This window comes from Streptomyces sp. APSN-46.1, assembly GCF_022815725.1.
Taxonomy (GTDB): Bacteria; Actinomycetota; Actinomycetes; order Streptomycetales; family Streptomycetaceae; genus Streptomyces.
The window spans coordinates 238,506-257,274 of the sequence record NZ_JALGRF010000007.1 but is presented as its reverse complement, the minus strand read 5'-3'; the positions used below and the strand labels follow the sequence as shown (position 1 = coordinate 257,274).

Here is an 18,769-nt window from a genome sequence, read left to right as displayed (position 1 = left end):
CGGTCCGACTGCGGCTTCGTTTTCCTGTCAAGTGTTGTTTGGTTGTGCACAGTTGGTGGCCGGTGCTGGCCGTGTTGGGGTGGGGTGGCGGGTCGGCCGTCCGGGTGGGGCGAAAGGGGCGCGCCGCGTGGCGGGCCGGGCGGGCCCCGGGGGCCTGCGTAGCGTGACGCGGTGCCCGATCTCCGCCTCCGCCTCCGTGTCGGTGTCCGTCTCCGGCGGGCCGTGCCGGCGGCCGCGGCCGTGCTGGTCTTCGTATTCTGCGGGCTCCCGGGGGTTCCGGCCGTGGCGGCGGCCGCGGGCGCTCCGCCGCCACCGGCGCCCGGGCCCGCGGCGGCGCACCCCGGCTCGCCGGGGGTGATCGGGACCGGGCCCGGGGACTGCGGGCCCGGCGGGGAGTGGCCCTGGGACTGCGTGGCCGACTGCGAGAGCAGCGGGCGGTGGGCGGTCAACACCGGGAACGGGTTCTACGGGGGGCTGCAGTTCTGGCAGCCGACCTGGGAGGAGTACGGGGGGCTGGCCTTCGCGGCGCGGGCGGATCTGGCGAGCCGGGAGCAGCAGATCCGGGTGGGGGAGGAGCTCGTGGGCACGCAGGGGTGGGACGCGTGGCCGGTGTGCTCGAAGCGGTACGGGCTGGCGGGGCGGATGCATGTGGTGCGGGCGGGGGACTCGCTGGATTCGATCGCGCGGCGCCGCCGGGTGCGGGGCGGGTGGCGGGCGCTGTACGAGGCGAACCGGGGGGTGATCGGGGAGCGGCCGCAGGCGATCGCGGTCGGCACGCTGCTGGCCCTGCCGGCCGCGGAGCCGGACCCGGTCCCCGCTCCGGCGGGGCCCGCCGCTCCGGCCGTTCCGCCGGCCCCTGCGGGGCCCGCCCCGGTTCCCTGACGGGGATTCCGGTCCGCCGGGGTGGGCCGGTGCCCGGGGGTGGGGTGATGCGGGAAGGCGGCTGGGGTAGCGGCAGACTGCTCGGCATGTTGGAGACCTCCGCACGACTGCTGCGCCTGCTGTCCCTGTTGCAGGCCCACCGCGAATGGACCGGGGCCGATCTCGCGGCGCGGCTCGGTGTCACCCCGCGCACGGTGCGCCGAGACGTGGACCGGCTGCGGGAGCTCGGCTACCCGGTGAACGCCAGTCCCGGCACCGGCGGCGGGTACCAGCTGGGCGCGGGGGCCGAGCTGCCGCCGCTGCTGCTGGACGACGACGAGGCCGTGGCCGTCGCGGTGGGGCTGCGGACGGCCGCCGGGAACGGGGTCGAGGGGATCGGGGAGGCCTCCGTACGGGCCCTGGCCAAGTTGGAGCAGGTGCTGCCGGGGCGGCTGCGGGGGCGGGTCTCGGCGCTCAACGAGTTCACCGTGCCGATGCTGCGCGGGCCGCAGCGGTCCACCGTCGACGCGTCCGTGCTGACCGAGCTCGCCTCTGTCTGCCGGGACAGCGAGCTGCTCCGCTTCGGGTACCGCGACCACGAGGGCGCCGTCACCCGCCGCACGGTGGAGCCGCACCGGCTGGTGTGCACCGAGCGGCGCTGGTACCTGGTCGCCTGGGACCTGGAGAGGGAGGACTGGCGGACCTTCCGCGCCGACCGGATCGAGCCCAGACCGCCGCACGGCCCGCGTTTCGTCCCGCGTCCCGCGCCCGCCGAGGACCTCGCCGCGTACGTCTCGCGGGGCGTGGCGCAGCGCGCGTACGCGGCGCAGGCGGTGGTGCGGCTGAGGGTGTCGGCGGAGGCGGCCCGGCGGACCATCGGGCCGGTGCAGGGCGCCCTGGAGGAGATCGACGCGGACAGCTGTCTGCTGCGCACCGGGGCGGTGAGCCTCGATGTGCTGGTGATCCACCTGATGCTGCTCGGCTGTGAGTTCGAGGTGGTCGAGCCGCCGGAGCTGACCGACCGGATCAGGGACGCCCGGGACCGGCTGGGACGGGCCGTGGCGGTGAAGGAAACGTAAGGAATGTGAGGGGGAATCACATGGTCCGCATCAGCGGTCGGCAATCCCTCTACAGGAATTCGTTGACTCTCCGCTGGAATTCGGGAGAACCTCTCCGGCGGGTGTGTCGCGCGCGGCAAAATAACGGCCCGTGCGCGCTTTTCGGGCCCACTCGGGCGAACGCGTGTCTGTCAAAGAACTGTCGACATTCCGTGACCCAAGCGTGACCCGGGATGGGCGAACGTCCCGGCGCGTTGCTGACGCCTTGGGCAAATGGACGACCCCGCCCCAAATGCCCGCGGCGGGCCGGAGGGTGACCGGCCCGCCGCGAGGGTGGGTGCGTGCCGCGGGGGGAGTCGTGCGTACCGCCCCCGCGGGCCGGGCGGCTCAGCCGCCGACGACCGGATGGGCCGAGGTCCCGCGCGCGCCGGCCCCCGCCCGCTCGGTGTGTGCCGGGCGGCGGCTGCCGGCCGGAGTGACCGGGGTGCGCTCGGAGCGGATCACGTGGGGCCGGCCGGGCAGGTGCGCGGCGGGCCGGACGGTGACCGGCGAGTGCCCCGACGGGGCGGCGGCCGGCGCGGGCCGCGCCGCCGGGGACACGGGCACCGCAGGTCGTCGGCGCGGGCGCTGCCACTTCCCGCCCGCGGAGAGCAGCGGGGTGAGCGCGACCGCGACCGGCTCGGGCACCCCTCCCGCCTCCAGGCGGCGGCGCATCCGCTCGCGGATTTCGAAGACGTAGGCCTCGATCCGGGCGATCAGCGGCTCGAACCAGGGCAGCGCCAGCAGGATCAACAGGCCTGCGGACCAGCCGAGAAGCACGTCGCTGACCCAGTGGGTGCCGAGGTACACGGTCGTGGCGCCGACGCTCAGCGAGACGACCGCGGACACCACGGACAGCACCCGCCGGGTGATCGCGGTCGAGGCCAGATAGGCCAGGATTCCCCAGGTCACGACGGCGTTGGCGGTGTGGCCGGAGGGGAATATATCGCCGCCGGCGAAGAGCTCGGCGGAGCCGATCGTGGTGGCGTAGTGCGGGCCGAGCCGGCCGAGGCCGAGCTTGACGGCGCCCACGGTGATGTTGAGGAGCAGCAGCGCCACGCCGAGGGTGATCAGCGGGCGCAGGGTGTGCTGGCGCCAGGAGCGCCAGCCGAGCCAGGCCGCGACCATGACCGCGGTGGGTCCGCGCTGGCCGAGTACGACGAGGTAGTCGAGGAAGGCGTGCAGCTGCGGCCACTGCTCGTAGGGCCGGAAGAACATGATCTGCCAGTCCAGCCGGACCAGCCAGGAGGTGGTCAGCACGGCCACCACCATGGCGAGGTAGAAGGCCAGGGTCGAGGCCAGGAGCACGACGCGGTGCCGGCTCATCCGCGGCGTTTGCAGATGAGCCGGTCGCTCTGGTTCCCGGTCGAGCCGGGCGAACGCCCGGTCCAGACGGGTCAGGAAATGTTCGGTACGCACTGAATCGACGTTACCGCGCGACGCTGCTCAGCCCGGTCGAATCACGGGGTTTGTGATGACCATGTGATGTGGAGTTGGTCTCACGCGGTACTTAATTCCCTTTGTCGTGGCATTGGTTGGAGCCGCGGTGATTCACCGTCCGGCTATTGTTTCCCGCGCTTACCCGAACCTTATTCCGGCAGGTCGAATTCCTTTCGGCGCCCTCCTTACGGCGGCCCCGACCCGTTCAGCCAGAACGCCCCGTACACCGCCGAGGCCGCGGCCGCCGCCCCCAGCGCCGCGGCCGCCCGCCCGGTCCGCCACCGGGCCAGCGCCACCGCCACCGGGAACATCAGGGGGAACGCCGGCAGCAGCAGCCGGGGCTTGGAGCCGAAGTACCCCGACGCGCACAGGGCGAGGGCCACCACGATCCCGCAGTACACGAGCAGCGCGGCCGGCTGCCGCTGCCGTACGCACAGCGCGTACAGCCACAGCACCAGCGCGACGCCCGCGATCAGCCCGACGCCCGCGAGGAAGGCGGAGGAGGCCAGCCGCGCGCCGATGAAACGGGCGAAGGCCCAGCCGCCGTCGAAGCCGTTGCCCCAGCCGCCCTGTACGTCCAGGTACCCGAGCAGTCCGCCGCCGGTGCGCGCCCCGACCCACAGCACGTACGCCGCCGCCCCCAGCGGGGCCAGCAGCACCCCGGCCGCCATCCGCCAGGACCGCTCCCCCCGCCGCAGGGCGAGCACGGCGGCCACCCACACGGCCGCCACGACCGCGGCGCCGACCGGGCGGGTCAGCCCGGCCCCGGCCGCGAGGAGGCCCGCCGTGAGCCACCGCGCGCGCAGCGCCCCGTACACCGCCCAGGCGGCGAGCGCGGTGAACAGCGCCTCGCTGTACGCCATGGACAGCACGATGCCGACGGGCAGCGCCGCCCAGGCCGCCACGGCGAGGACCCCGGCGCGGCGGCCGTGGAGGAGGTCGGCGACCGCGAAGATCCCCCAGGCCGCGGCCGGCCCGGCGACCGCCGAGACCACCAGGCCCGCGGAGCCGTGGGACAGCCCGGTCGGCGCCGCCACCAGTCGCTCCAGCCAGGGCAGCAGCGGGAAGAAGGCCAGGTTCGAGTGGACGGCCCCGTTCGGGAGGACCACCTCGTACCCGTATCCCTCGGCGGCGATCCGGGCGTACCAGAGGGAGTCCCAGCGCGCCGACAGCAGCGTGTGCGGGCTGCTTCCGGCCGCCGCTCCCCACACGCCGAGCACGGTCAGCCCGAGCAGGCGGACCGCCGCGAAGACGGCCAGCGCGGGCGCGGCCCGGCGAAATCCAAGATCTTTCACAGGCATGATTATCGGTGGCACCGCAGGGGCGGGACGGTCGGAACCACGGGCCGTGAGCAGCCGTGTACGCGGGGGAAGGGCGAGGTGAGGGGTCCTGGGCGAGGGCCCGGGCGAGAGTGGCGCACACCACACGGCGACCGCCGCCGGGATGAGAGCTTGACCACGTGTGGGACCAGCGAACTCGCGTACGCTGACCGTTCACTCGCACGTCGATGCCGGACCCCGTAGGACGCCGCACTGCGCACCACACCCCAGCGGCTCCGCCAGACGCTGGTCCGCCGAGTGTGAGGGCTCACCTGGGAGGTACATGGATGTCGGGGACGAACGCGGCCGACCGCAGGTCCGCCGGCTGCGCCGGTGACCACCCGGCTCCCTCCCTCCGGCAGCGGATGCACGCGGTGTCCGGCGGGGCCAACCGCTGGCTCGTCCTCGCCGTCCTCTGCGTCAGCCTGGTCCTCGTCGCGCTCGACGCGACGATCCTGCACGTGGCCGTCCCGTCCCTCACCGAGGACCTGCGCCCCGGCCCGATCGAACTCCTCTGGATCGTCGACGCCTACCCCCTGGTCTGCGCCGCGCTGCTGATCCTCTTCGGCACCCTCGGCGACCGGGTCGGCCGCCGCCGGATATTGCTCCTCGGCTACGGACTCTTCGGCGTCGCCTCGGCGATCGCCGCCCTGGCCGACAACGCGCACGTCCTCATCGCCGCCCGCGCCCTGCTCGGCATCGGCGGCGCGATGATCATGCCCGCCACGCTGTCGATCCTGCGCCAGGTCTTCCCCGACCGGCGCGAGCGGGCCCTCGCCATCGGCATCTGGACGGCCGTCGCCGCGATCGGGGCGGCCGGCGGGCCCGTACTCGGCGGCTTCCTCGTCGAGCACTTCTGGTGGGGCTCGGTCTTCCTCATCAACATCCCGCTCATGGCGCTGATCCTGCCGCTCGGCCGCTGGCTGCTGCCGGAGTCGAAGGGCTCCTCCGACGGGCCGTGGGACGTGCTCGGCGCGCTGATGGCCGCCGCCGGTGTGCTCGGCGCGGTCCTCGGGGTCAAGCGGATCGGCGCGGAGCGGCACCTGGCCGACGCCGGGTCGCTGGTCCCGCTGCTGCTCGGGGTGGCGCTGCTAGTGCTGTTCGTCCGGCGGCAGAAGCGGCGGGCGCACCCGCTGATCGACATGCGGATGTTCTCGCGGGCCGCCTTCTCCACGTCCGTCGGCTGCATCGTGCTCGCCATGCTGGCGCTGGTCGGCCTGGAGCTGATCGCCGTGCAGTACCTCCAGCTGGTGCTGCACCTCAGCCCGCTGGAGACGGGGCTGCGGCTGCTGCCGCTCACCTTCGCCGCCATGGCCGCCGGCGCCACCGGGTCCTACACCCTGGCCCGGATCGGGCCGCGCACGATGGTGTCCTCGGGCTTCCTGCTGACCGCCTTCGCGGTGCTGCTGCTGACGCTGATGGGGCAGCAGGACCGGCCGGTGCTGCTCACGGTGGGGTTCATCCTGCTCGGCTTCGGGCTGCAGACCACGCTGTTCGCCGCGTACGAGTCCATGCTGAGCGAGGCGCCGGTGGCCACGGCGGGCGGCGCCGCCTCGATCGGCGAGACCTCGTACCAGCTGGGCGCGGGGATGGGCATCGCCCTGCTCGGCAGCGTCATGAACGCGGCGTACGCGCCGGGGCTCGCGCGGGTGCCGGGGGTTCCGGCGGCGGACTCGGCGGGCGCGGCGAACTCTCTGGGCGAGGCCTACCAGATCGCCGCGCACCTCGGGGGGCCGGCGGGGGCCTCGCTGTACGCCGCGGCGCGGCACTCCTTCGTGCACGGGCTGCACGTGACGCTGCTGGTGAGCGCGGGGCTGCTGCTCGCGGGCGCGGTGATGGCGCTGAAGCTGCCGCGGGCCATGGAATGCGGGGCGGTGGAGGGTATGGCGCCGCCCGAGCCGGTGCGGCTGCCCGCGCAGGCGACGGGTGAGGCGCGGCCGTCCCCGGTCGAGCACGCGGGCTGACCGCCGGGTCCTCCGGAGCGGCGCCGCCGCCGGGGCGCTGCCCCGGACCCCGCGCCTCAATCGCCGGCGAGGCTGAAACTGCGGCGGAGCCGGTTGGCGCGGACCCCGCGCCTCGGTCGGCGGCGGGGCGGAGACTGCGGCGGAGCCGGTTGGCTGCGGGCGGGGAGCCTCAAACGCCGGCGGGGCTGAAAGTGCGGGGCTGAGACTTCGGGGCTGGATTTGCTCGGCGGAGGCGCATAGCGTCGGCGGAGCGTGAAAACTTGCGCTGCTAGGTTCCGTATTCAGGCCGCCGGGAGGCCCAGTGTCCGCGTTCCTGCCCCATGATCCGCTCGGGCTCGACGAGCTCCTCGGGCCCGAGGACCTCGCCGTCCGGGACACCGTCCGCGGCTGGGCCGCCGACCGGGTCCTGCCGCACATCGCCGAGTGGTACGAGAGCGGCGAGCTGCCCGCGATCCGGGAACTGGCCCGGGAGCTCGGCGCCATCGGCGCGCTCGGGATGTCCCTCCAGGGATACGGCTGCGCCGGCGCCAGCGCCGTCCAGTACGGCCTGGCCTGCCTGGAGCTGGAGGCCGCCGACTCCGGGATCCGCTCGCTGGTCTCCGTACAGGGCTCGCTGGCCATGTACGCGATCTGGAAGTACGGCTCCGAGGAGCAGAAGCAGCGCTGGCTCCCCGGCATGGCGGCCGGCGAGCTGATCGGCTGCTTCGGGCTGACCGAGCCCGACGTGGGCTCCGACCCCGCCGCGATGCGTACGTACGCCAAGCGCGACGGCGCCGACTGGGTGCTGAACGGCCGCAAGATGTGGATCACCAACGGCAGCGTCGCGGCGGTGGCCGTCGTGTGGGCGCAGACCGACGAGGGGATCCGCGGGTTCGCCGTGCCCACCGACAGCGCAGGCTTCTCCGCACCGGAGATCAAGCACAAGTGGTCGCTGCGCGCCTCGGTGACGAGCGAGCTGGTGATGGACGACGTACGGCTGCCCGCCGACGCGGTGCTCCCCGGTGTCACCGGGCTCAAGGGACCGCTCGGCTGCCTCAGCCACGCGCGGTACGGGATCATCTGGGGATCGATGGGCGCGGCGCGCGCCAGTTTCGAGTCCGCGCTCGACTACGCGAAGACGCGGGAGCAGTTCGGGAAGCCGATCGGCGGCTTCCAGCTCACCCAGGCCAAGCTGGCGGACATGGCCCTCGAACTCCACAAGGGGATCCTGCTCGCCCACCACCTGGGGCGGCGGATGGACGCGGGCACTGTGCGGCCCGAGCAGATCAGTTTCGGCAAGCTCAACAACGTCCGCGAGGCCATCGAGATCTGCCGCACGGCGCGGACCATCCTCGGGGCCAACGGGATCTCGCTCGAATACCCCGTCATGCGACACGCCACCAACCTCGAATCGGTCCTCACCTACGAGGGCACCGTCGAGATGCACCAATTGGTGCTGGGCAAGGCGCTCACCGGGCTCGACGCCTTCCGGTGAGGGCCCTGCTCAGCTCTGGTTGAAGAAGTCGCGCGAGCGGCCGGCGGGCTCGCCGCTCACGATCTGGGTGTCGGCCGGGGTCAGCAGGAAGACCCTGGTCGCCACCCGCTCGATCGAACCGCGGAGCCCGAAGGTCAGGCCGGCCGCGAAGTCGACGACACGCTTCGCGTCGCCCGGGTCCATGGACGACAGGTTCACGATCACCGGGATACCCTCGCGGAACAGCTCGCCGATGCCGCGCGCGTCACGGAAGCCGTCCGGGGTGACGGTCGCGATCCGCCGGCCCTGGTCCACGGCCGACTCCGAGGCCACCTGGACCCGGGGGTCGGTGACCCACTGGTCGCCGGGGCCGGAGACCGAGCCGTGCTGCCGCTCCACCGCCTCCGCGTAGTCGTCGTCGTAGTACCGCTCGTCGTCGCTGTCCTCCACGAGACCCAACCAGGCACTCGCCTTGCGCACCGAACCCATGGACGCCTCCTTTCACCGCGATCAGTCTGTCTTCTTCTCCGCGTCCCTATGGTCGTCCATGATGCTGACAACGCGCCAAGTGGATAGCCGCCGCGCAGGGGTTTCGTGACGGTACTGGTGCAGAACATCCGTTGCACGGTCAAGGTTCCTGACAGCTACCACTGCTGACTGAGTGAAAATACGACTGCCGCTGCCGCGTGGGTGAGCGGTGGTGGCGTACGGGTGAACGAACTGGCTGGATACGATGCCCGTCACGTACGCGTATGACACACGGGGGAACGCATTGTTCGGCATCGTCAGGCCCTGTACGCACCGCCTGGGCGAACGTTTCAAGACGGAGTGGATGGCCCATCTCTGCGGACTCTGCCTGGCACTTCGCGGTGACCACGGCCAATTCGCCCGGATCGTCACCAACTACGACGGGCTGCTCGTCTCCGTTCTGACGGAGGCTCAGTCCGGTCCGGCGCCCGGCACCCGGCGCACCGCCGGTCCCTGTCCGCTGCGAGGGATGCGCACCGCCCCCGTGGCCAACGGCGAGGGGGCCCGCCTCGCGGCCGCCGTCTCGCTCGTACTGGCCTCCGCGAAGGTACGGGACCACGTGGCCGACCGGGACGGGCTGTTGGCGCGGGCCCCGATCGCCGCCGCCGCGCGCACGGTGGCCAGGGGCTGGGACCGGGCCGGAGCGCGCACCGGGGCCTCGCTCGGCTTCGACACCGCGGTGCTGGTGGACGCCGTGGACCGGCAGGGCGGCATCGAGGCCCTGGCCGGGCTCGGCACGCCCGTGCTGGTGGTGACAGAGCCGACGGAGACCGCGACCGCGGCCGCCTTCGCGCATACCGCGATCCTCGCGGGACGGCCAGGCAACACCGCCGCGCTCGCCGAGGCGGGCCGGTACTTCGGGCGGCTCGCGCACCTGCTGGACGCCGTCGAGGACCAGGCCGCCGACGCCGCCGCGGGCGCCTGGAACCCGCTCACGGCCACCGGGACCTCCCTCACCGAGGCGCGGCGGCTGTGCGACGACGCCCTTGAGGGGATCCGGCTGGCGCTGCGCGAGGTGGAGTTCGCGGACGCGGGTCTGGCGCACCGGCTGCTGGTGCACGAGCTGCGGACCTCGGTGGACCGGGCCTTCGGGCTCGGCACCTGTCGGCACGGGGTGGTGAACGCGGCCGGCCAGGGGGGATACGGACAGCCGCAGGGCCCCGGCCAGGGACAGGGCCCCGGCGACCCGTACGCGGGCGGGCCGTACGGCGGCGGCGCGAACCCGTACGCCGGTGCCCCGTACGGCGGCGCCCCGTACGGCGGCGCCCCGTACGGCGGCGCCCCGTACGCCGGTGCCCCGTACGGCGGCGCGAACCCGTACGGGCAGCCCGCCCCCGGCGGCCCCGGGGCGCCGCCGCCCATGGGCCCGGGAGGGCCGTGGGGTCCGGGCGGCGGCGGTCACGGCGGTCCGGGCGGCCACGGCGGGCCTCCCGGGCGCAAGCCGCGCCGCGGACTACTGGCCGGCTGCGCGGTGGCCATCGGGCTGTTCTGCACCTGCCGGCTGTGCTGCTCCGAGCACGAGGGCCCGTGGTCACGCAAGAAGCGCGACCCGTGGTGCGACGCCTGCGAGTGCTGCGAGTGCTGCGACGGCAGCCCCACCAACGCTGCTCCCAGCGACGGCGGCGGCGGCGGTGGCAGCGATGGCGGTGGCGGTGGCGGTGGTGGTGGATGCTGCGACTGTGACTGCTGCGGCTGCGACTGCTGAGACCACGTCAGTATCCACAGGCCCGGACGGCGTACCCCGTGGTTCCCGTCCGGGCGGGCGTGGAAGGGCTGAGCGGCATGAACGACGACGCAGACGATCCGCACGCCGCCCGGCGGACATGGCACCCGGAAGGGCGAATTCCAGCCGTTCCGGGAAACCGGCGCACCGTCGGTGACGGGGTGGAGCTGTCCGCCGCCCCCGGTGACGGCATCCACCTCGACGGGGAGCCCTTCGTGCGGCGAGGTCGTACTCGCCGCCGACCAGAACGCCGACGGGCGGGCGCGCGGGGGCGCGCGACGGCTGAAAGGCGCCCTTGCGACCGGTAACTGACGCCACGACACTCCCGACAGTGCTGGTCGCAGGCTGGTCAGGAATTTGTCAGGGGCGCGTCAAATGCACGAATCGAGCCCTTGCGCCCGCCGTGCCCGCGACCGCGCCTCACGGGCACCGGCACCCCCACGTTCGCCGGGCCCCCGATCCCTTCCGGGAGGACGAGAAGTGAGGATCAAGAGCATCACCCGTACCAGGCTGCTCGCGGTGGCCACCGGCCTGGCCGCCGTCGCAGCGCTCGCCGCACCCAGCGCGGCGAGCGCGGACACTCCTCGGGACGACAAGGACACCGGCTTCAGCGCCGCCCGGCTCGCCTCGGCCGACGCCTCGGTCCTGCGCGCCGACGTCGGTGGCACCGCCTGGCACACCGACCCCGCCACCGGGACCCTCATGGTCACCGCCGACTCCACCGTCACCGCCGCCGACCTCGCCAAGATCAAGCGCGAGGCCGGAGCCGACGCGGCGGCCCTGCGCATCGAGCGCGTCCCCGGCAAGCTGACCAAGCTCGTCTCCGGCGGAGACGCCATCTACGCCAGCAGCTGGCGCTGCTCGCTCGGCTTCAACGTGCGCAGCGGCAGCACGTACTACGCACTGACCGCCGGTCACTGCACCGACGGCGCGGGCACCTGGTGGAGCAACTCCGCCCGCACCACCGTCGTCGGCAGCACCGTCGGATCCAGCTTCCCGACCAATGACTACGGCCTCATCAAATACGCCAGCAACTCGCCGGTCCCGCCCGGGACCGTCGGCAGCCAGGACATCAGCAGCGCGGTGAACGCCACCGTCGGCATGGCCGTGAAGCGGCGCGGCTCCACGACCGGCACCCACAGCGGGTCGGTCACCGGCCTCAACGCCACCGTCAACTACGGCGGCGGCGACATCGTCTACGGCATGATCCGCACCAACGTCTGCGCCGAACCCGGCGACAGCGGCGGCCCCCTCTACTCAGGCACCCGCGCGGTCGGCCTCACCTCGGGCGGCAGCGGCAACTGCTCCTCCGGCGGGACCACCTTCTTCCAGCCCGTGGTGGAAGCCCTGGGCGCCTACGGAGTCAGCGTCTACTGACCGGGAACGGCGCGGACACCGCTCCGGACGGAGCTCCGGACACCGCTCCGTGCGCCCCCGTCACACCCCTGGACGTCCTCCCGCCTTCTGGGAGGATGTCCAGGGCGTACGTGTCCCCGGGGGGAGGCAGGTTTCCGCATGAAACGAATCGGCGTGACCGGGCACCGGTCGATTCCCGGCGAGGTGCTCGGCCATGTGAAGGACCGCCTGCGGGCCGTACTGCGGGACCACGAGGGGCCGTTGGAGGCCCTGTCCAGCCTCGCCGAGGGAGCGGACCAGCTGTTCGCCGCCATCGCGCTGGAATGCGGCGCCGACCTCACCGTGGTCATCCCCAGCGGGGACTACGAGGAGGCCTTCGAGGACGCCGAGGCCCTGGCCCGCTACCTGCGGCTCAAGGGGCGGGCCACCCAGGAGATCCGGATGGACTTCGCCCGCTCCACCGACGCGGCCTACTACGCCGCCGGCACCTACATCGCCGAATCGTGCGACCGGCTCGTCGCCGTCTGGGACGGCCTGCCCGCCCGCGGGCACGGCGGCACCGGCGAGATCGTCGCCTACGCGCGGGCCCTCGGGAAGCCGGTCACCGTCATCTGGCGCGAGGGCGTGACCCGGGACTAGGGAGCAGTCCCAGGAGCACGCCCCGGCGGCGTCAGCTGCTGTGCCTGGCCAGCCAGTCCGTGTGCTGCGGCGAGACGTAGCGCTCGGTCTCGTAGACCGCGGACGGCCACTGCGACTCGGTGATGGTCGTCTGCATCACGACCATCATCGCCGCCAGGTCCTGCTCGATCAGGGTGTGCGCCTCGATCAGCGGGTGGTGGCGCCGCACCTCGTTCCAGGCGACGGCGGCCGCGGCGGCCGAGCTCAACAGCCCCGTCGGCCCCGCCACCGAACCCGAACCGAACGCCCCGAACAGGGCGAACAGCAGACCCAGGCAGGTCAGCAGCACGATCGTCCACGACCACAGCGAGGTGGCCCGCCGCGACACCTCCGTCTTGCGCCGGTACCAGTTGCGCTGTTCGATGAGCCGGTCCCGTACGTACGTCTCCCGCCGCGTCTGGTAGCCCATCCCGCGCAGCCGGTGCATCGCGCCGGTGATCTCCCCGCCCTCCGGCACCAGGCCCGCCGTCCGCGGATCCTCCCAGCCCATCTTGCGGAGTTCGTCCAGCCCCTTCTCCAGACGCGTCCGGTACACCGCCTCCGTGCCGTCCGCCTCGCCGCCGAACGGCGCCCCGTGCACGGCGTACCGCCAGGCCAGGGACTTGATGAACTCGGCCGCGCTGCGGTTGAGCTGCCACTGCGGGCGCGCCCGGCGCCTGGTCGCCCGTACGCCCACGGCCAGCACCCCCGCGTACGCGAGCACGCTCAGCGCCCCGAACACGTGCAGCGAGGCCACCGTCGGCGCCGCGGGCAGGGCGGCGGCCCCGGCGGCCGCGACGAGCAGCAACAGCTGGGCGCGCGTGGCCTGGGTGGATTCCCGCTGCCGGGAGATCGCCGCCTGGTCGGTGTGGTGGAAGAGGGCCGGCAGGTCCTCGTTTCGAAAGGTCATGCTGTCGGTCACAGCGAACCCCCCAGTCTGCTGTCGGGTGGGGGCGGCGGGGACCCGAGGTCCCCGCCGCCCACCGTCGGATCACACCGCCAGCGGCTCCAGGTCGCGGTGGACCCGTCGCTCGTCGCGGGCGTAGCGGGTCAGTCCGTGGTCCTCGCCGAGCAGCCGCGTCAGCTCGGAGATCGCATCGGCCCGGACCCGGGCCGCCTCCTCCTTGCGGCCCATCGAGTCCAGGCTGACCGCCATGTTGGAGGCGCTCGCCAGGGTCTCCGGGTGATGCGCCCCGAGCGCCTCGCGCAGCCGCCCCACCGCCGTCCGCTCCAGCTCCAGGGAGCCCTCGGGATCGCCCTGGTCGGCGCGGGCGTTGGCCAGGTTGAGGTGGGCGAAGATGGTGTGCGGGTGGTTGTCGCCCAGTACCTCGCGCATGGACCGGATCGTCTGCCGCAGTATCGTCTCGGCGGTCTCCGCCGCACCCGTACCCCAGTGGAAGACCGCCAGATTGTTCAACGCGGCCAGGGTGTACGGGTGCCGCTCGCCCGGCACCTTCATGTACTCGTCCACCACCTCCTGGGCCAGATCCCGCGCCCCGCCCGGGTCACCGGTCGCGAACATGTCGGCGGCCAGGTTCAGTTCGCAGGCCAGCAGGTCCGGGTTGACCGAGGTGTACTTGGCCCGGTAGCGGTTGCGGGTCGCGGTGGTCAGTCGCAGCGCGTCCTCCACGTCGCCGGCCCGCCGCAGCGAGACCGCCAGGTTCTTCGCCGCCGACAGGGTGCCGGGGAAGGCCCGGCCCAGCTGCCGCTTGTAGATCTCGTACGTCCGGCTCAGCAGCTGCACCGAATCCTCGTACCGGCCGACCTCGCGCAGGTCGCGCGCCAGGTTCTGCGCCGAGGACAGGGTGTACGGGTGGTCCGTGCCCAGCACCTCGGTACGCCGGTCGAAGACCTCCTGGTCGATCTCCCTGGCCCGCGCGTACTGCCCGACCATGCGCAGGTTCAGCGCCAGGTTGTTCGCGGCGGCCAGGGTGCGCGGGTGCGCCTCGTGGAAGATCTGGCCGAAACCCTCGTGCGCGGCCCTCGCCAGGTCCATCGCCTCGCCGTAGCGGCCGAGCGCGCCCAGGTCCATCGCCAGACCACTGGTGGTCATGTACGTGTGCGGGTGCGAGGGGCCGAGCGCCGCCCGCTGCCGCTCCAGGGTGACCTCGTCCAGCTCCTTCGCCTCCACGAACCGGCCCTGCGAGCGAAGGATGTTGGAGAGGTGGAAACGCAGGTACAGGTACTGGAGGTCGTCGTTGCCGAGGGTCTCCTTCCAGGTCTCGCGCAGCTCCTCGCCCAGCGCGTACGCGGCCTTGAAGTCACCGCGCTTCCACAGGTAGCGGACCCGGTCGATCATCAGCCGGCGGGTCTCCGGCTCCCGGCAGAACCGGGCCTCCGACGGGGACAGGTGCGGCCAGATCGTGTTGAACCGCGGCCAGGTCTCCGGGTTGTCTATCGGCTCGTCGTCGTCCGGCCGGGCACCGGCCAGGATCCGGTGCACCGCGTGCCGGGCCTCGCGCTGCTCCTCCTCCGAGAGCTGCGCCCGGATCACGGCCTGCACCAGGCGGTGCACCTGGATGCTGTTGCTGACCTGGTCGACCTTGGCCATCGCGAACCGGCCGATCTCCCGGATCACCCGGCCCAGCACCAGCTTCTCCTGGAGCGAGGAGTCGTACGGCTTCAGCGCGTCGATCATCTCCTTGCTGTAGAGGAGGTTCGCCGAGATCGGCTCCGGCGCGAAGAAGGCGCACAGCTGCAACAGCCGTACGGCGGCGGGGGAACGTGACTGCAACCGCTCGATGGACACGTTCCAGGTGGCGGCCACCGGCTCCGGGTAGCCGGGGGGCTGGTTCAGCCCCAGCACGCGGGCGGCCTGCTCCGCCAGCTGCTCCAGGTACGCGGACACCGGCGTCGCGGTCTCCGCGATCCACGCGCCCGCCTGCTCGACCGCGAGGGGCAGGTCGCCCACCGCGACGGCCACCTGCTCGGCGTCGTCCTTGGTCAGCCCGGGGGCCCGGCGCTGGAGGTGCTCGATGGACTCCTCGCGCAGGAACACGTCCACCGGGAGCGCGTCCCCGTACTGCGACCAGGACTGGTTGCGGGAGGTCACCAGCACGTGGCCCGGACCGCCCGGCGGGAAGAACCGCTTGAGCGTCTCGGGATCGTCGGCGTTGTCGAAGACCAGCAGCCACCGCGAGGTGGGAACCCCGCGCCGCAGCAGGTCGATCGCCTCCTGCGAGGCGGCCGACATGTCCTCGCCGGTCTGCGCGCCCAGCCGTACGGCCAGCTCCGCCAGGGCCGCGACCACGTCGTCGGTCTGTTCCGAGGAGATCCACCAGACCAGGTCGTAGTCCGCCATGAACCGGTGGACGTACTCCAGCGCCACCTGCGTCTTGCCGACGCCGCCGAGCCCGTACAGGGTCTGCGGCTGCGGCAGCACCACGGCCATGCCGCCGCCGAGCTGGTCGCGCATCCGCTCCAGCACGATGCTGCGGCCGGTGAACCCGGGGTTGCGGGGCGGCGCGTTCCAGATCTTCGGCACCGTCCCGGGGAACCGGGGGCCGGGCTGGGAGGCGCTGGCGACGCTGTCGGGCAGCGCCATCGGGCGCTCGACCGCGCGCAGCAGGGCGGTGGTGGCGTGCACCTCGTCGAGCCGGAAGAGGTCCACCGGGTTCCGGTCGATGTACGGCGTGGACAGGCGTACGTCGCCCACCCGCAGCGGCACCAGCTGCCGCCGGCCCCCGGTCGGGTCCTCGGCGGCCGCCCGCTCCCAGACCTCGACCGCCCGGGCGGACTTGAGGTAGGCGCTGGAGAGCAGCACCACGGTCCGGGCGGCGGTGTCGATGCTGATGCCCGCGCCCAGCGTGTCGCCGTGGGCGCCCCCGACGGACGCGGCCGGGGCGCGCTCCGCGGAGACGTCCCTGGGGACCACCCGGAAGCCGGCCCGGGTGAGCACCGACTCGATCCAGTCGGCCCACATCCGGTTCTCGGCGACGTAGGAGAGGAACAGGTCGGCGGGCAGCGCGGGGCGCCGCCGGGTGAAGGCGTCGCGGATCCGCAGCCGGACCTCCTCGCCGATCGCCGGCATGGAGGTGATCTCGCCCTCGGTGACCACGGCGGTGAGCCGCTCGAAGGCGGAGAGCAGGGAGTTGGTGAGGCCGGCCTCGTCGCCGAAGGTGGCCAGGGTCTCCTCGTACGCGTAGTACGGGCGGTACGGGATCTCCACCGCGCCCCAGTAGGAGGTGAGCTCGTCCCCGACGAGGCCGTTGGGGAAGCGGTCGAACTTGATCCGGGCGAGTGCGCGGCCCGCGTCGGCCTTCTCCTTCTCGCCCTCGTCGATGCGCATCGGGACCGGGTAGATCTTGATGCCGCGGTCGTTGAACCGCTCGTCGATCTGCCGGGCGACGGAGGCGGCGCCGTCGATGGACTGGTCGGAGAGGGTGAAGCAGTCGACGAGGACGTCCGGGAGGTGCACCGTGCAGATGTCGGCGATGTCCGAGAGGCCCGTGCGGCTGTCGATCAGGACGTAGTCGTAGTTGCGCTTCATGTCCGCGCGTAAGGCGTCAAAGAAGAGGCCGCCGCCGAGCCGGTCGTAGAAGTTGTCCCAGTCGAAGGTGGAGACGGTCGCGGAGTACTCGCGGTTCTGCCGGCCCGCCGAGACGAAGTCGAGGGTGCCGCCGTCGGGGAACTCCCAGCCCAGGGTCTCGGGGGTGAGGGACACGGCGTGCGGCTGTATCCGCGCGTAGTCCTTGTGCCAGTCGTCGGCGCGCTGCGCCGGGCTGGTCGCGGCCCAGGCGTACTCGCTGATCAGGTCGATGACCCCGGTGGTGGCCCCGAGCGTGGAGGGGTCCAGGAAGGGGTGGAAGAACCGGTGCAGGCCGGGCGCCTCCAGGTCCCAGTCCACCGCGAGCACCCGCTTGCCGTTGGCGGCGAGGATCCAGGCGGTGTTGGCCAGTGCCATGGTGCGGCCCGTACCGCCCTTGTACGAGTAGAAGGTGACGATGCGTCCGTCACGGCTGCTGCTCTCACGACTCGCTGTCATCCGTGTCCCCCCGGTCGGTCTCGGTTTCGGCTGTGGCATCGCGCTCGTGGCGGCTCCGGCGGCTCTGGCCGTCGTGGCGGTCGCGGTCGGCGTCCGGTGGGAAGGGGGCGCGCGGCGGTGCGGGCGGCCCGCTCATCCCCATCGGGCCGAGCAGCCGCGGGCGTTCGGTGGGGGTGCCGCCGGCCGGTGGGTACACCTGCGCGTGTCTGAGGAACTGCTGGGCGGCGGCCTCGACCACCTGCGGCAGGATCTGCCCGAGGGTCTCCATGTTGGCCACACCGTTGGCGGCGGCCCGGCAGGCGGCCCGGCCCTGGCTCATCTTGACGGGCATGGTGTCCTCCAGCTGGTGCGCCAGCTCGTTCTCCCGGGCGCGGCTCTGGTGGTCGTAGCGGTTCCACGGGACCACCACGTTGATCCACGGCCGGGACTCCTGGTCGAAGGCGGCCAGCCGCCGGCGGCGCTGCTCGTCGTCCACCGCCCACCGGTCGATGATCAGGATCTCGGGCCGGGTCGGCGGCTGTTTGCTGTCGAAGTGCCCGGCCTCGTCGTCGAAGGAGCTCATGGTGGTCCGGTAGTTGAGGTTGCGCACCAGGTCCTCTGCCACGTAGGCGATGGGGCGCTGGGAGGCCGGGTGGTACGGATTCCATTCCAGCGCGCTGTCCCCGTAGTACTCGGGGCTGCGGCCCTCCGGCAGATCGTGGCGGGACGCGGCCGCCACGGTGACGTGGAGGGTACGGGCGGGGCTGCTGGGAGATCCGAAGGCGCTCGGCACCACCCGGTAGTCCACCGGGCGGACGGATTCGAGGCGGACGGTCTCGGCGACCCGGACGATGCGCTTGGCGAGTTCGTACACGGCCCTCTCGTACTGCTCGGCGTATCCGCGCAGTTTGATCAGCCCGTACAGCCCGTCGGTGACGTAGCGCTCGCCGAAGGTGTTGTGGTTGAACTGCAACCGCTCGGCGGGGCCGGGCAGTTGGGACGGCGGCACCGGAACCCACAGCGCGGGCACGATGGCCTCGGCCGGCTGGTTGCTGATCGCGCCGTGCTGAATGGCGCGCTGCGCGAAGGCGAACCACTCCTTCCCGCACATCTCGCTGGCGAAATACCGCGGCGAGAAGAGGGGGACGAAGACCCGGCAGGTGGCGAGCGCCATCCCGAGCCGTTCCGACCAGCCCTCGCCGCTGCGTATCTCCCGGTCCATGAAACCCGCTTCGGATCCGGCGGGCAGATCCGTCAGCGCCATGACGTGGCTACAGAGATCGCGATAGAGGCGCTCGACCCACATGTCGGGGTCGGGCCCCCCGGCCCCGAATCTCGGCGTATGCGCGTAACTGAGAAAAAAATACGGCTGCACTGATGCGGGCACACGACCCCCGTCCCGAAGATG

13 protein-coding genes are annotated in these 18,769 nt (G+C 72.7%); 7 read left to right on the top strand and 6 right to left on the bottom strand.

Features of this window, described 5'->3' with window-relative positions; all coding sequences use genetic code 11:
• The first annotated feature begins 171 nt into the window (after positions 1-171).
• Together MTF65_RS20800 and MTF65_RS20795 are read left to right on the top strand one after the other, a co-directional pair.
• A complete protein-coding gene (locus tag MTF65_RS20800) occupies positions 172-882 on the top strand; it encodes a transglycosylase family protein (protein ID WP_243630387.1) in 711 nt (236 codons plus the stop codon).
• Between the two features lie 86 nt (positions 883-968).
• Positions 969-1,940 (top strand): YafY family protein, encoded by a 972-nt coding sequence (locus MTF65_RS20795; RefSeq protein WP_243630386.1) that lies wholly within the window; start codon positions 969-971, stop codon positions 1,938-1,940.
• A 366-nt stretch (positions 1,941-2,306) separates the two neighbouring features.
• Here MTF65_RS20795 and MTF65_RS20790 read toward each other — a convergent pair whose 3' ends face one another.
• Positions 2,307-3,377, bottom strand: coding sequence for a phosphatase PAP2 family protein (locus tag MTF65_RS20790; RefSeq protein WP_243630385.1), 1,071 nt, complete (start codon positions 3,375-3,377; stop codon positions 2,307-2,309).
• A gap of 206 nt (positions 3,378-3,583) precedes the next feature.
• Positions 3,584-4,699: a hypothetical protein gene (locus MTF65_RS20785; RefSeq protein ID WP_243630384.1), complete on the bottom strand. Its 1,116-nt coding sequence runs from the start codon at positions 4,697-4,699 to the stop codon at positions 3,584-3,586.
• A gap of 305 nt (positions 4,700-5,004) precedes the next feature.
• Between MTF65_RS20785 and MTF65_RS20780 the strand changes: the two genes are divergently transcribed.
• Positions 5,005-6,681: an MFS transporter gene (locus MTF65_RS20780; RefSeq protein ID WP_374207264.1), complete on the top strand. Its 1,677-nt coding sequence runs from the start codon at positions 5,005-5,007 to the stop codon at positions 6,679-6,681.
• 301 nt (positions 6,682-6,982) lie between these two features.
• The gene (locus MTF65_RS20775) at positions 6,983-8,155 is read left to right on the top strand and encodes an acyl-CoA dehydrogenase family protein (RefSeq protein ID WP_243630383.1); all 1,173 of its coding nucleotides are present in this window, start codon (positions 6,983-6,985) and stop codon (positions 8,153-8,155) included.
• 9 nt (positions 8,156-8,164) lie between these two features.
• Here MTF65_RS20775 and MTF65_RS20770 read toward each other — a convergent pair whose 3' ends face one another.
• A complete protein-coding gene (locus MTF65_RS20770; protein WP_243630382.1) occupies positions 8,165-8,623 on the bottom strand; it encodes a cell division protein SepF in 459 nt (152 codons plus the stop codon).
• Between the two features lie 283 nt (positions 8,624-8,906).
• Here MTF65_RS20770 and MTF65_RS20765 point away from each other — a divergent pair, with 283 nt between their 5' ends.
• The 3 genes from MTF65_RS20765 (at position 8,907) to MTF65_RS20755 (ending at position 12,380) form a co-directional block, all read left to right on the top strand.
• The gene (locus MTF65_RS20765) at positions 8,907-10,367 is read left to right on the top strand and encodes a DUF5685 family protein (protein ID WP_243630381.1); all 1,461 of its coding nucleotides are present in this window, start codon (positions 8,907-8,909) and stop codon (positions 10,365-10,367) included.
• Between the two features lie 498 nt (positions 10,368-10,865).
• Positions 10,866-11,762: a S1 family peptidase gene (locus MTF65_RS20760; RefSeq protein ID WP_243630380.1), complete on the top strand. Its 897-nt coding sequence runs from the start codon at positions 10,866-10,868 to the stop codon at positions 11,760-11,762.
• Positions 11,763-11,900: 138 nt separating this feature from the next.
• Complete coding sequence (locus MTF65_RS20755; protein WP_243630379.1) at positions 11,901-12,380, top strand: hypothetical protein; 480 nt, start codon at positions 11,901-11,903, stop codon at positions 12,378-12,380.
• A gap of 31 nt (positions 12,381-12,411) precedes the next feature.
• Here MTF65_RS20755 and MTF65_RS20750 read toward each other — a convergent pair whose 3' ends face one another.
• The 3 genes from MTF65_RS20750 to MTF65_RS20740 form a co-directional block, all read right to left on the bottom strand.
• Complete coding sequence (locus tag MTF65_RS20750; RefSeq protein ID WP_243630378.1) at positions 12,412-13,308, bottom strand: DUF4231 domain-containing protein; 897 nt, start codon at positions 13,306-13,308, stop codon at positions 12,412-12,414.
• 81 nt (positions 13,309-13,389) lie between these two features.
• On the bottom strand, positions 13,390-17,382 hold the full coding sequence (fxsT, locus tag MTF65_RS20745) for an FxSxx-COOH system tetratricopeptide repeat protein (RefSeq protein ID WP_243630377.1): 3,993 nt from the start codon (positions 17,380-17,382) through the stop codon (positions 13,390-13,392).
• Complete coding sequence (locus MTF65_RS20740) at positions 17,366-18,748, bottom strand: TIR-like protein FxsC (protein ID WP_243630375.1); 1,383 nt, start codon at positions 18,746-18,748, stop codon at positions 17,366-17,368. Before MTF65_RS20740 ends, fxsT begins: the two co-directional genes overlap by 17 nt.
• Positions 18,749-18,769: the final 21 nt, after the last annotated feature.

Bases quoted from the DNA above. Each gene is read 5' to 3' on its own strand.
- MTF65_RS20795 (WP_243630386.1), top strand. From the start codon at position 969: ATGTTGGAGACCTCCGCACGACTGCTGCGCCTGCTGTCCCTGTTGCAG.
- MTF65_RS20785 (WP_243630384.1), bottom strand. From the start codon at position 4,699: ATGCCTGTGAAAGATCTTGGATTTCGCCGGGCCGCGCCCGCGCTGGCC.
- MTF65_RS20780 (WP_374207264.1), top strand. From the start codon at position 5,005: ATGTCGGGGACGAACGCGGCCGACCGCAGGTCCGCCGGCTGCGCCGGT.
- MTF65_RS20770 (WP_243630382.1), bottom strand. From the start codon at position 8,623: ATGGGTTCGGTGCGCAAGGCGAGTGCCTGGTTGGGTCTCGTGGAGGAC.
- MTF65_RS20755 (WP_243630379.1), top strand. From the start codon at position 11,901: ATGAAACGAATCGGCGTGACCGGGCACCGGTCGATTCCCGGCGAGGTG.
- MTF65_RS20750 (WP_243630378.1), bottom strand. From the start codon at position 13,308: ATGACCTTTCGAAACGAGGACCTGCCGGCCCTCTTCCACCACACCGAC.
- fxsT (WP_243630377.1), bottom strand. From the start codon at position 17,382: ATGACAGCGAGTCGTGAGAGCAGCAGCCGTGACGGACGCATCGTCACC.